Origin of the sequence: Ruminiclostridium josui JCM 17888, assembly GCF_000526495.1 — a bacterium.
Classification (GTDB): Bacteria; Bacillota; Clostridia; order Acetivibrionales; family DSM-1351; genus Ruminiclostridium; species Ruminiclostridium josui.
In genome coordinates, this window is sequence record NZ_JAGE01000002.1 from 129,321 (window position 1) to 143,131 (window position 13,811).

At 36.3% G+C, this 13,811-nt stretch carries 10 protein-coding genes and 2 other annotated features; of the genes, 7 read left to right on the forward strand and 3 right to left on the reverse strand.

What is annotated here, in order from left to right; genetic code table 11:
• Positions 1 to 133 precede the first annotated feature (133 nt).
• The 5 genes from K412_RS0117105 (at position 134) to K412_RS0117125 (ending at position 6,915) form a co-directional block, all read left to right on the forward strand.
• Positions 134 to 1,309, forward strand: a complete 1,176-nt coding sequence (locus K412_RS0117105; protein ID WP_024834205.1) for a sensor histidine kinase — start codon at positions 134 to 136, stop codon at positions 1,307 to 1,309.
• Positions 1,306 to 1,956 carry a response regulator gene (locus K412_RS0117110; protein ID WP_024834206.1) on the forward strand — a complete coding sequence of 217 codons (651 nt, stop codon included), beginning with the start codon at positions 1,306 to 1,308 and terminating at the stop codon, positions 1,954 to 1,956. The genes K412_RS0117105 and K412_RS0117110 overlap by 4 nt, the downstream gene beginning before the upstream one ends.
• 55 nt (positions 1,957 to 2,011) lie before the next feature.
• Positions 2,012 to 2,230 (forward strand) — a binding site (T-box leader).
• A 73-nt stretch (positions 2,231 to 2,303) separates the two neighbouring features.
• Positions 2,304 to 3,968 (forward strand): AMP-binding protein, encoded by a 1,665-nt coding sequence (locus K412_RS0117115; RefSeq protein ID WP_024834207.1) that lies wholly within the window; start codon positions 2,304 to 2,306, stop codon positions 3,966 to 3,968.
• A gap of 93 nt (positions 3,969 to 4,061) precedes the next feature.
• Positions 4,062 to 5,366, forward strand: a complete 1,305-nt coding sequence (locus K412_RS0117120; protein WP_024834208.1) for a homocysteine S-methyltransferase family protein — start codon at positions 4,062 to 4,064, stop codon at positions 5,364 to 5,366.
• Positions 5,356 to 6,915, forward strand: a complete 1,560-nt coding sequence (locus K412_RS0117125; RefSeq protein ID WP_024834209.1) for a rhomboid family intramembrane serine protease — start codon at positions 5,356 to 5,358, stop codon at positions 6,913 to 6,915. Before K412_RS0117120 ends, K412_RS0117125 begins: the two co-directional genes overlap by 11 nt.
• A gap of 87 nt (positions 6,916 to 7,002) precedes the next feature.
• Here the strand turns inward: K412_RS0117125 and pdxT are convergent, their stop codons facing one another.
• Together pdxT and pdxS are read right to left on the reverse strand one after the other, a co-directional pair.
• The gene (pdxT, locus tag K412_RS0117130) at positions 7,003 to 7,572 is read right to left on the reverse strand and encodes a pyridoxal 5'-phosphate synthase glutaminase subunit PdxT (RefSeq protein ID WP_024834210.1); all 570 of its coding nucleotides are present in this window, start codon (positions 7,570 to 7,572) and stop codon (positions 7,003 to 7,005) included.
• Between the two features lie 21 nt (positions 7,573 to 7,593).
• A complete protein-coding gene (gene pdxS / locus K412_RS0117135) occupies positions 7,594 to 8,472 on the reverse strand; it encodes a pyridoxal 5'-phosphate synthase lyase subunit PdxS (protein WP_024834211.1) in 879 nt (292 codons plus the stop codon).
• A gap of 150 nt (positions 8,473 to 8,622) precedes the next feature.
• Here pdxS and pdxR point away from each other — a divergent pair, with 150 nt between their 5' ends.
• Complete coding sequence (pdxR, locus tag K412_RS0117140) at positions 8,623 to 10,044, forward strand: MocR-like pyridoxine biosynthesis transcription factor PdxR (protein WP_024834212.1); 1,422 nt, start codon at positions 8,623 to 8,625, stop codon at positions 10,042 to 10,044.
• On the opposite strand, the gene K412_RS0117145 is transcribed toward pdxR, so the two are convergent.
• Positions 10,032 to 10,535 carry a hypothetical protein gene (locus K412_RS0117145; protein ID WP_024834213.1) on the reverse strand — a complete coding sequence of 168 codons (504 nt, stop codon included), beginning with the start codon at positions 10,533 to 10,535 and terminating at the stop codon, positions 10,032 to 10,034. The two genes, pdxR and K412_RS0117145, sit on opposite strands and share 13 nt — an antisense overlap.
• A 159-nt stretch (positions 10,536 to 10,694) precedes the next feature.
• Positions 10,695 to 10,951: a binding site (T-box leader), on the forward strand.
• 66 nt (positions 10,952 to 11,017) lie between these two features.
• On the opposite strand from K412_RS0117145, the gene ileS reads away from it, so the two are divergent.
• A complete protein-coding gene (ileS, locus tag K412_RS0117150; protein WP_024834214.1) occupies positions 11,018 to 13,807 on the forward strand; it encodes an isoleucine--tRNA ligase in 2,790 nt (929 codons plus the stop codon).
• Positions 13,808 to 13,811 lie beyond the last annotated feature (4 nt).

The following is a 13,811-nucleotide window of genomic DNA, read 5'->3' on the forward strand; positions in this document are numbered from 1 at the left end:
TAATATTTTTTGTAATACTTTTTTATTACTTATTGTAGGAAAAAAAGATATTAGGTAAAATAAATATAGTGTAAATTTAATGTAATAATATTCACCTGCTATTTGCAGGATTATTTATGATTGGACAAGAAATATGAGAAGCTATAAACATAATTCTGTACAGATGAATGAAATAATTACGAAAACAATTAAATCTCTTGAATCTGGAAAGAATGAGATTGTTGAAATCGCCGAGAATTCCAGAAAGGAATGCAAAAGACTTGAAGATGAATTGGTAACATTAAAACATCAAGTCTTTGAAATTGTCAGTGTAATCGAAAATCTGGAACATGAACTTAAACTAAGTAAAAAGAAACTATACGATGTTAATAGAGATTTTAGTAGACATAGCCAAAATGAGCTTGCTAAGGCTTACCAGACAGCGGATAATATAAGAGTTGAACTTGCGGTAAGGCGTGAGCAGGAGACTTTTCTCATTAGACGAAGAAACGATCTTGAATTAAGGATAAAGGATTGTATAAAAACTCTGGAAAGGGCAGATAACCTCATAGGACATGTTGGCATAGCACTGGACTATCTTAGCGGAGATTTGCAAAATGCAGGGGAGCAGTTGGATAATTTGCAGCAGAGGCAGTTGCTGGGCATAAAAATCATAGAGGCTCAGGAAGAAGAACGCAAAAGGGTAGCCAGAGAAATTCATGATGGCCCTGCACAATCAATGTCAAATATAGTTATTAAAGCTGAAATCTGTGAACGTCTGCTGGATAAAGATATTAACGAAGCTAGAAAAGAACTGCAGAACCTTAAAAAAGTTATGAGGGACAGTCTTCAAGAAGTCAGAAAGATTATTTATAATCTGAGACCAATGGCTCTTGATGATTTGGGCTTATTGCCGACTTTAGAGCGTTATGTAATTTCATTCAAAGAAGAAACAGGAATAGATGTTCAGCTCAGAGCCAAAGCAATTAATGAAGAAATCAAGCCTGTAATATCTCTTGCTGTATTCAGAATTGTACAGGAATCTTTGAATAATGTGCTAAAACACGCAAAAGCAAAAAAAGTTTCAATTCTATTGGAACATGTTAACAAAAAATTAATTATTATTATTACAGATAATGGTGTTGGATTTAACACTGAAGAAGTTAAAATGATAGAGCCTGAAAGTACTGGCGGATTTGGCCTTTTAAGTATGAAGGAGAGGGTAGCCCTGCTTGAAGGAAAAGTGGATATAGTATCACAGGTAGGAGTGGGAACAAAAATTACGATTCATATACCATTACTGGATGAAGGGGAGGACTCTCAGAAATGAATAAGATTAGGGTAATGATTGCGGATGACCATGCGATGGTTCGACAAGGATTAAAAACTATCCTCGAATTGGAGGAAGATATTTGTGTGGTTTCGCAGGCTTCTAATGGTGAGGAAGCTGTAGCCATGTCTAAAAAAATAAAGCCTGATATTATCCTGATGGATATAAATATGCCTGTTATAAATGGAATTCAGGCCATTAAAATGTTAAAAGAAGAGCCTGAAAATTATAAAATAATTGTATTGACTCTGCATCAGGACAGAGAATATCTCTTTAAGACATTACAGCTTGGATGTGAAGGGTATGTTTTAAAGGATGCAGAATCATCAGTATTGATAGATGCAATAAGAAGTGTCTATCGTGACCAAACCTACATACAGCCTAATATGACTGGTGAGCTTGTAAAGGAGTTTAACAGGGTAACATTGTATGAACAGGATAAGTCTATTGTAAACAATCTGACTAATCGTGAAGTGGAAGTTTTAAAACTTATAGCAGAGGGAATGATTAATAAAGAAATTGCTAAAACCCTTTATATAAGCGAAAAGACTGTTAAAAATCATATATCTAATATATTTAAAAAACTTGACGTAAATGATAGAACCCAGGCAGCTATCTATGCATTTAAACACAACATAAAAGTATAAAAAGTATTGACACTCAGTTTGCCGACATAGTATTATATAAATAATTTCCAATAAGAACAGTGTAATGAATGGGAATAGTAAACTGAAAAAAGTCCGTAGAGAGCTGTCGGTTGGTGAAAGACAGAGGCTTTGAAGGTTGAAGCTCGCCCAGGAGCATTTTCGGCTGAAATAAGTAAGCTGAAACGGTTTTCACCGTTATATGATTTAGAGAGAATTTCTTAAAAAAGAGATTAACTTGAGTGGTACCGCGGAAACATAGCTTTTCGTCTCAAAAAAACGAGACGAAAGGCTTTTTATTTTTAAACATTTTATGAATATGGTTACAATTTAACTTGGAGGTGTTGGTTGTGGAGAAACTGATGGAGATTACTGTTGGTAGTTTACTGGATGATATGGCAAAGAAATATCCTGATCATGACTGTGCATTATATACAGACCGCCCATTCAGAAAAACATATTCTGAATTTAACGAGCTTTGCAATCAAGTTGCAAAGGGGTTTCTCAAAATGGGGATTAAAAAGGGCGATCATATTGCAATTTGGGCAACAAATGTACCGGAATGGCTTATTACATTGTTTGCATCTGCAAAAATAGGAGCTGTTCTTGTTACTGTAAACACTAACTACAAAATATTCGAGCTTGAATATTTATTAAAACAATCGGATGCAAATACATTGATTCTTATGGATGGTCTCAAGGATTCGGATTACATACATATTATTAATGAACTTTGTCCTGAATTAAAGAACTCCGAGCCGGGTAGTTTTCATAGTGAAAAACTGCCGTTTCTTAAAAATATAATAAGTGTCAGTGATGTGAAACATCCGGGAATGTACAGTTGGGATGATATTGCTGAACTTGGCAGAGATATTTCAGATGAAGAACTTTACAACATCAGCAAAAGTCTTGACTGTCACGATGTTATAAATATGCAGTATACTTCAGGTACTACAGGTTTTCCAAAGGGAGTAATGCTTACACATTATAACATTGTAAATAATGGTATGTGTATAGGTGACTGTATGCATTTTACTCACGAAGATAAACTCTGCATTCCTGTTCCATTTTTTCATTGCTTTGGGTTGGTTCTGGCAATAATGGCATGCGTAACTCATGGAACAACTATGGTTCCTGTTGATTATTATTCGCCGGTAAAAGTAATGAATGCCATTCAAACTGAACATTGTACAGCTGTGCATGGGGTTCCTACAATGTACATAGCAATGCTTGAGCACCCAGATTTTAATAAATATGATTTTTCTTCATTAAGAACAGGTATTATGGCCGGTTCACCTTGTCCTGTAAAAGTTATGGAAGCAGTTGTAGAAAAAATGAACATGAAGGATATAACTATTGCTTACGGTCAGACAGAAGCTTCTCCGGTATGTACCCAGACAAGAATAGGTGACAGTCTTGAACGTAGGGTATCCACTGTGGGGCGTGCACTTCCTTTTATTGAATGTAAGATTGTTGATCCTGAAACAAAGCAGGACCTTCCGGATGGTGTTCCCGGAGAATTTGTTGCCAGAGGATATAATGTAATGAAAGGGTATTATAAGATGCCAGAAGCTACCGCACAGGCTATAGATGCTGACGGATGGCTACATACAGGTGATTTGGCTACAAGAGATGAACACGGATACTATAAGATTACAGGAAGAATAAAGGATATGATTATCAGAGGTGGAGAAAATATATATCCAAAGGAAATAGAGGAATTTTTATATACTCTGCCGGAAATTAAGGATGTACAGGTAATTGGTGTTCCTTCTAAAGTATATGGAGAAGAAATAATGGCCTGTATTATACTTAAAGAGGGCTGTACTTTGACAGAGGAACAGGTTAAAGAAGCAGTAAAATCTAATATGGCAAGACACAAAACTCCAAAATATGTTGACTTTATGGATAGTTTCCCAATGACTGCAAGCGGAAAGATTCAGAAATATAAATTAAGGGAAAATGCCATTGTTAAGCTAGGACTTGAGGATGAAGCGGCTATAGAGACTGCATAATGTGTTGCCAATTGACTTAATGAATATTATAATAATATAGAAGTAATTAATTGCCAGTTTAAATACTGGCAATTTTTGTATATGGAGGTTTATATGTCTTTCTTAAGCGATATAGAAAAAAAAGTTTTGGTGTTTGATGGGTCTATGGGTATTATGCTTCAAAGTAAGGGACTCGAAGTGGGAACTTGTCCGGAAGAGTGGAATATTACTCACCCTGAAAAGGTAAAGGAAATTTATACTGCATACCGTGATGCAGGAGCAAATGTAATTCAGTCAAATACCTTTCAGTCCAATTTAATGAAACTTTCTGAATATGGGTTGCAGGACAAGCATTATGATATTAATTTTGCAGGTGTTAGTCTTGCAAAAGAAGTAATGGGGAATAATGGATATGTAGCTGCTTCAATAGGTCCTTTGGGAAAACTTTTGGAGCCCTTCGGAGAATTGACTTTTGAGCAGGCCTACAATACATTTAAGGAACAGGTTGTTGCTGTAACTGCCGGAGGTGCTGATATTATTAGCTTCGAAACATTTACAGATGTAAGTGAAATGAGAATTGCCCTTTTGGCTGCTAAAGAAAATTGTAACTTACCTGTTATTTGCTCAATCTCATATGAGCAGAACGGAAGAACGCTAATGGGCTCAGACCCTGCTGTTTGTGCTTATATTCTGCACTCACTGGGAGCTGATATGATTGGTACAAATTGCTCTTTTGGGCCGGAATACATGCTAAAAGTTGCTGAAATCTATGGAAAAACCGGTTTAAGTTTTAGTATTAAGCCAAATGCAGGGATTCCTAAGACAGTAGACGGAAAATTGGTTTATGATGAAACCTCTGAAAAATTTGCAAAATATACACGTGAATTTATAAAAAATGGAGCAAGACTTGTTGGAGGATGTTGCGGAACACGACCTGAATTTATTGCTGAAATTTCAAAGATAGTTAGAGAATCTGATGCGGTAAGTTATCCTCTGAATGTTGATTTTATTACATCGTCTTCAAAAGCAATTTCCTTTGAAGATATAAAACAAACAGATATAGGATGGATAGATATTAAAATAGAAGAGACTCTGAAGAAAGATCTTTTAGCGGGAGATATGTCTGCTATTACAGACACCGCTATGGATTTAATGGAAGAGGATTACGAGTTAATAGCTATTGATGTAGATGTACCAGAAGCAGACGAACTGCTGTTAGCTAATGTAGTAAAGGAAGCTCAGACTTATTTAAAACAGCCATTTATATTAAAATCTGACAATCCTAAGTCTCTGGAAGCTGCTTTGAGAGTATATAAAGGAAGGGCTGGAGTAATTACTAAGGCTTCTGACTGTGTGGATGAAATACTAAATAAATATGGGGCAGTTAACGTTGGAGGATTTATTCTGAATGAAAAATAATTATTTTAATTCTCTTGTAAGATATCTTGTGGAAAAAGATTATTATCACCTAATATCAGCTGATAATCAGGTGCCTGACTTATCTAATGGTATTGCAAGTATGATTAGAGATATTCAAGGAACTTCTGTATTTGTTGAAATTATTGATGCAGACAGATACACAATAGAGCAAATCAGTAACATTATGTTAAATGGCGCAGCAATGCTGAATAATATTCAGGGTAGTAACGCTTATATTTTCAAGGTTTTTCTGTTTGAAAGCACAACAGATATGGATAAAGTTGAAATTATTAAGCAACATCAGGTGGACATTACCTTGGAGAAACGCTTTATGAAGTGTATTTCTTTGAACATTTCTGAAAAGAAGGTTGAGAAATATTTCAGTGTTCCGGCTTTTGATGCCGGACTGGTAAAGTCTTTTAAAAGATTTTTTTCAAAGGATATTGATAAACGAGAAACCAGCTATAAGGATATAGAAGGTGTTATTGAGAGAAGAAAAAAGGACTTTGAAATACAATTTAAAGCCCAAAAACCATGGCTGACATATATAATTATTGCATTGAATATTTTTATGTATGGTTTGTTGCAGCTTGTGGCTATGAAAACCGGAACTGTTTATGAGCAACAGCTGGAACCCTTTGGAGCCAAGGTAAATAATCTTATCATGGATGGACAGTACTGGAGATTTATAACCCCTATGTTTCTTCATGCTGATATTGTTCACCTGGCTGTAAACTGCTATTCAATTTATATAATAGGCACTCAGGTGGAGAAAATATTCGGACGAGGAAGATTTCTGGCTATCTACTTTGTGTCGGGCTTAATTGGCTCAGCAGCAAGTTTTGCATTTTCCCTGAACTCTTCTGTAGGGGCATCTGGTGCAATATTTGGTTTAGTGGGTGCTATGCTGTATTTTTCACTGGGGCGTCCTGCACTATTAAAAAGCAGTTATGGTGTAAATCTTGTTACTATGACTATAATAAATATTGCTTATGGTTTTATGAACAAGCGAATTGACAATCATGCACACATTGGAGGTTTGATTGGAGGATTCCTGACTGCCGGGGCAGTGTATTTAGCTCAGGAAAAAAATAAAAAAAGCCTTCTAAAAAAGGTAACATCTATTTTACTTGTTGTAGCAATTACAGTTGGAACGCTTTTTTACGGCTTTAATAATGATATTAATGTTCTTTCTCCTAAGCTTGCTGCACTGGAGCAGTTTGATATTCAGAATAACTGGATAGAGTCAGAAGAAAAGGCAAAAGAAATACTTGGATTGAACCCTGCTGACAAAGATATTAAGATTAGGGTGTTTTGGTCATTAATTAGGGCTAAAGTAAGCCAGGGGAAATTTGATGAGGGGATTCAGAGCTCAAAGGTTTTAACTGAAATAAGTCCGGCTGACGGACATTATCTCCTTGGAGTCATATATTACAATACAAGAGATTTTGATAAAGCCAAGGAAGAACTTGAGGAAGCCAAAAAAGCAGGCTCAGCAAATACTGACAATATTAATGAAATGCTTTCAAATATTGAAGAAATTAAATAATTAAGTAGAGTAAGAAGGGGTTTAGGCGGGAGTGCTAGCGTTAAGCAGAAAAACGCTTTGTTTTGCCTAAACCCCTTGTTATGTATTTCATATCATTTCTGAAAAGTACCTGTGAAAACTAAGGTCATTTGTTAGCTCTGGATGAAAGGATGTGGCTAGCATATTGTTCTGTCTGCATGCAACTATATTTCCGTCTACTCGCAAAAGAACTTCAACCTGTGGTGCTACATTAACCACATAAGGTGCCCTGATAAATACCAGAGGAATTTTTTCAGAAGAAAGAGCCGGAAGGGAGACTTCTGTAGTAAAGCTGTCTAACTGCCTCCCATATCCGTTTCTTACAACATTTATGTCCATAACTTCAAGATGACGCCGGTGGTCATTTGTAATTTCTTTTGCAAGAATAATCATACCCGCACAGGTTCCCCATACAGGCATCCCTGAGTTTATCCTTGTTTTTAATGGCTCCGTAAGGTTAAAATCACAAATAAGTTTTCCTATTGCAGTGCTTTCACCGCCTGGGATAATAAGTCCGTCTATTTTATCAATATCTTCTTTATATTTTACAATGGAGGGCTCTACATTTGGTATTTTAGATAATTTTTCCAAATGCTCCGATATGGCACCCTGCAAGCTCAATACACCTATCTTTTTCATTTTTAAATCCTTTCTGTAAGCTTACCACCCTCTTGAGGCATACAGGCTGTTACCTGACAATTCTCTTACATCTATAGAATCCATTGCAGTACCTAACTCTTCTGAAACCTCTGCAATGATTTTGGGGTCATTATAATAAGTAGTTGCCTTTACAATAGCCTGAGCTCTTTTTACAGGGTCTGAAGATTTGAATATCCCTGAACCAACGAATACACCATCGCATCCAAGCTGCATCATTAATGCCGCATCTGCGGGAGTTGCGATTCCGCCTGCTGCAAAGTTTATTACAGGAAGTTTACCGTTTTCGTGAACATAGAGTACAAGGTCATATGGAGCGGAGAATTCTTTTGCTATGGTCATAAGTTCCTGCTTGGATGCACTCTGAACCTTTCTGATTTCGTTTGTTACAGTTCTCATATGTCGTACAGCTTCAACAACATTTCCTGTGCCGGCTTCGCCTTTTGTTCTTATCATGGAGGCACCTTCGCCAATTCTCCTGAGAGCTTCTCCAAGATTTTTTGCGCCGCATACAAAAGGAACCTTAAATGTGTGCTTATCTATATGAAATTCTTCATCGGCGGGGGTTAAAACTTCACTTTCATCAATATAGTCGATTGATAGTGCTTCAAGTATCTGTGCTTCAACAAAATGTCCTATTCTGACCTTGGCCATAACGGGAATTGATACGGCACTTTGTATCTCTTTTATCATTTTGGGGTCGGACATTCTTGCAACTCCTCCGGCTTTTCTTATGTCCGAAGGAACTCTTTCTAGGGCCATTACTGCAACTGCACCGGCTTTTTGTGCAATTTCAGCTTCCTTTGCATTTACTACATCCATTATTACTCCGCCTTTGAGCATTTGTGCAAGATTTTTGTTTAATTCATATCTCTCATTCATTATACATACTCCTTTACTTTTATTTAAAAATAAAATATACTAATTGTACCGATACAATCATTGGTATTTAAGGCTAAATTTCGTACATTTTTACACAAAGAAAACTAAATGTCAATATTAATTTAAAAAAATAATTATTGGGAGGGCTATATGAAAAATGTATCGATACAATTTGCAAATGATCAACAACCTAAGTATTTACAGCTCTTTAACAGCATCAAAGAAAAGATTTCACAAGGTGAAATGAAGCCAGGAGAGCGCCTTCCTGCAATAAGGAGTCTTGCTTCCCAATTAGGAGTGAATACCAGTACAGTAGTTAATGCATATAAACAGCTTGAGAGCAACAGCTATATAACAGCCAAAAAAGGAAGCGGGTATTTTGTTTCAAATACCAAATCAGGAAAACAGGATACACATTTTTCCAGTGACTTGGGATTGTTCAAGGATACCTCTGTTATCAATTTTGCAAGTGCAACCCCACACCCGTCAATTTTCCCAATCGAGTCATTTAAAGCATGCATTAATGATGTGCTGGAAAGAGACAAAGGTTTTGCTTTTGGGTACGATGAGAGTAATGGATACAGGCCTTTGAGACAGTCAATTCTTAAATATTTTAACAGGGAGTATTCTATTTCTGTTGAAGATGAAAGTTTTCTTCAAATTGTTTCAGGGGCACAGCAGGGAATAGATATTATAGGAAAAGTTCTTTTAAACCCCGGAGATTATGTTGTAACAGAAACTCCTACATATGATGGCGCTGTTGCAGCATTTAAATCAAGGGGTGCAAGGGTTGTCAGTGTTAATATGGATAAAGATGGAATGGATATGGAAGAACTTGAAAAAAAGGTTCGTATATGTAAGCCCAAACTTATATATATAATGTCCAGATATCAGAATCCGACTACTGTATGCTACAGTCAGGAAAAACTAAAAGAGTTGCTGCTTCTAGCAAAAGAGAATAATCTGTATATTGTTGAAGATGATTCTATGTCGGAGTTGTGTTTTGAAAAGGAAAAATCTACGCCCCTTAAAACTTTGGATACGGGCAATGAATATGTAATTTATCTTAAAAGCTTTTCTAAAATTCTTATGCCGGGTCTGAGAGTAGGATGCATGGTTATGCCATATCAGCTTTTAAGTGACTTTACAAATATAAAACATACAAGCGATATTTCTTCTTCTGGATTAATACAAAGATCCCTTGACTTATATTTTAGAAGTGAAAAGTGGGATGAACATTTACAGTATATGAAAGAGATTTACAGAGGTAGGTTTGAGTTTATGCTTAACTCCTTAGAAAATATATCAAAATATGGGTTTAAATTTCAAAAACCTGGCGGAGGCTTGTACTTCTGGGTAAAACTTCCCCGTTATCTTTCCGCAAAACTCTTTTATCAGAAATGTAAATCAAATGGTCTTGTATTTATCCCATCGGGTATATTTTATGACAATATGCACAAAAACAGTGACGATTATATAAGACTTAGTTTTGCATCAGCAGGAATCGACCAAATAAGGGAAGGTATGGCCATTTTGGAAAAATGCTTTCAAAACATGAATCAAGATGTATAGTTAAGCCCTTTGAACTTTTTGAAAAATTTGAACCTATAATATTTATTATAGGTACTTTGGTTTAACCCATAATCAATCAATAGAGGGACATCATTAACCATTCCCCAGCTTGATGCTCTCTTTAAGTCACTGCTTCCTATTTTTTTGCTTTCTATATCTTCTGCAAATAATGGTCTTTTAATTAGGTCGCTTATGCTATGTACTTTGTAGTACCTTAAAACGGTTCTTATATCAGTAATTTTTTTAGCTTTAACCATTATAAGATATTTGTGATTTTCAGAGGCAGCAGCAATTTCGGCAAAGAAATCAGACTTACATGTCTGATAAATAGAATGTTCGGTTTCGTTCTGTAAAATGCCTCTGATATCTTTTGCTACTTTAACTACATAACCGTTGCCTAAGTCATAAACATTTCGACACGAACCTGAACCGATAAGTTTATAGTTATTCTTTTTTAGATTATTAATGATTTCATCAAAGTCAAAATCCATTGGGTACTCCTAATTATTAAAATCCATTATATTGTATTCCAATATTTTAATTATGTGATTTTATTTATAAGAGATTAGCTTAATGGTAAAAATTAAAATAGTAGCCTTGACGGCGGTCAGGTAGTTGATGTATTATTAATTTAATATAATATTAATATTCTAAATATGATGATTGGAAAGAGTAGAAAGCAGTTGGCTTCACAGAGAGCGGAAGCGTGGTGGGATTTCCGCAAGTTCAAGCTTTTGAAAATCATCCATGAGTTGCAGCCTGAAATTCAATAAAATGTATATACATATGTTGAAGTAGGGTGTGCCGGTGATGAGCCGTTATAAAACGAAGTGATTATTGTCATGTTATTATTTTTCATGCTACAAAATAATTTGGGTGGTACCGCGAAAATAGCCTCGTCCCTTTGATGGAACGGGGCTTTAATTATATTTTAGAATAATTAATTTACAATATTTAACCGGAGGTAATAGAAATGGCAGAAGATTATGGAAAATCTTTAAATCTACCACAAACTGACTTCCCAATGAGGGCGAATCTTCCTCAAAGGGAGCCGGAATTCCTGAAAAAATGGGAAGACATGGATATTTATAATAAGCAATTAAAAAAAGCAGAAGGAAAACCTTCCTTTATACTTCATGACGGCCCGCCTTATGCAAATGGAGGTATTCACCTTGGAACCACTTTGAATAAGGTTTTAAAGGATATTGTTGTTAAGTATAAAAGTATGGCAGGATACTATACTCCATATGTTCCGGGCTGGGATACTCACGGACTTCCCATTGAACAAAGAGCCATCAAGGAATTGGGGCTAAAGAGACATGAGATTGGCCCTGTTGTTTTTAGAGAAGCATGTGAAGGCTTTGCTATGAAGTATCTGGATATACAGAGAGAATCCTTCAAAAGATTGGGTGTAAGAGCTGACTGGGAACATCCTTATATAACTCTGAAACCTGAATTTGAAGCAAAACAGATTGAAGTATTTGGTGAAATGGCTAAGAATGGTCATATTTACAAGGGATTAAAGCCTGTTTACTGGTGCCCAGAGTGTGAAACAGCTCTTGCTGAAGCTGAAATCGAGTATGCGGACGATACTACCGTTTCAATATATGTAAAGTTCCAGGTAAGAGACGATAAAGGTGTTTTTGAAGGTGTTGCACCAAAAGAAAAGATTAACTTTGTAATATGGACAACAACTACATGGACTTTGCCTGCAAACCTTGCAATTTGTTTAAATGAGTCATTTGAATACTCTATTGTTAAGGTAAATGACGAATACTATGTACTTGCTGCAGAACTTGTGGAAAATACCATGAAAGCTGCTGCTGTAACAGAATATGAAACTGTTGCAAAGTTTAAAGGAAGCGAGCTTGAGGGAATTCTTTGTAAGCACCCATTCCTTGACAGAGATTCAATAGTTATTCTTGGAGACCACGTTACTCTTGAAGCTGGTACCGGTTGTGTTCATACTGCTCCGGGACATGGTGCGGAAGACTTTCTTGTATGTCAGAAATATAAGATTCCCGTATTGGTTCCTGTTGATAGCAAGGGTTTCTTGACTAAAGAAGCTGGACCTTTCGCGGGAATGTTCTACAAGAAATCCAATCCTGCAATAATTGAAAAATTGACACAGGACGGCAGACTCTTAGCTTCAGAAAAGATTACTCACCAATATCCACATTGTTGGAGATGTAAAGACCCAATCATATTCCGTGCTACCGAACAATGGTTTGCATCTATTGATGGGTTCAGACAAGAAGCATTGAAAGCAATCAAAGATGTAAAATGGATACCTGAATGGGGAGAAGAAAGAATTACTAACATGGTAAGGGATAGAGGAGATTGGTGTATTTCCAGACAGCGTATCTGGGGTGTGCCGATTCCGATATTCTATTGTAAAGACTGTGGTAAGGAATTAATAACTGATGAATCCATAAAGGCTGTGGCTGATCTATTCAGAGAAAAGGGCTCAAATGCATGGTATGCTATGGACGCTTCAGAAATTCTTCCAAAGGGAACTAAATGTGAATGCGGACACCATGAATTTTCAAAAGAAACAGACATTATGGATGTTTGGTTTGATTCAGGTTCCAGCCATGTAGCTGTTCTGGAAAACCGAGAAGGATTATCCTGGCCGGCAGACCTGTACCTTGAAGGTAATGACCAACATAGAGGGTGGTTCCAATCATCACTTCTTACAGCTGTAGCTACAAAGGGAAATGCACCTTACAAAAAGGTATTGACACACGGTTATGTTGTTGATGGTGAAGGACGTAAGATGTCCAAGTCACTTGGAAACGGTATCGACCCTGCAGATGTTATTAAGGAGTATGGAGCAGATATACTTAGACTTTGGGTTGCTTCATCAGATTATACAACTGATATAAGGATTTCAAAGGATTTGTTGAAGCAGTTGTCAGAGGTTTATAGAAAGATAAGGAATACTGCAAGATATATTCTTGGTAATATTAATGATTTTAAACCAGATACAGACAGTGTTGAGTACAATGAACTTAATGAACTTGACAAATGGGCATTAAACAGAATGAATAACCTCATAAAGAAAGTAAATGAGGCATATGAAACATATGAATTCCATTTGATGTTCCATGCTATACACAATTTCTGCGTTGTTGACATGAGTAACTTCTACTTGGATATTATAAAGGACAGACTTTACACTTCAAAGCCTGATTCAAAGGAAAGAAGAGCAGCTCAGACTGTAATGTATGAGATACTTCATAACCTTGTAAGAATGTTGACTCCTGTTCTTGCATTTACTACTGAGGAAATCTGGCAGTATATGCCTCACAGAGCAGAGGACGATACTGAGAGTGTTCAGTTAAACAGTTGGCCACAGGTAAATGAAAAGTATGTAAATACAGAACTTGCAGAAAAATGGGAAAAGATATTCGAACTCAGAGCAGATGTTTCAAAGGCACTGGAAATAGCAAGGACAAACAAGACAATCGGTCATTCTCTTAACGCGAAAGTAACGTTGTATGCAGATGGAGAAAATCTTGAGTTTATTAAGAGTATTGAAAAAGACCTTGTTACTATATTTATTGTTTCAGCTGTTGAAATTAAAAATCTTGCTGATGCTCCGGATGCTGCCCAAAAGGGAGAGGAAATGCCCGGAATAAAAGTTGCGGTTGAACAGGCACCTGGAGAAAAGTGTGAAAGATGCTGGATGTTCAGTGAATATGTGGGCAAGGACGAAAAACATCCGACACTTTGTAAGAGATGTGCTGATGTAGTGGGTTAAAAAG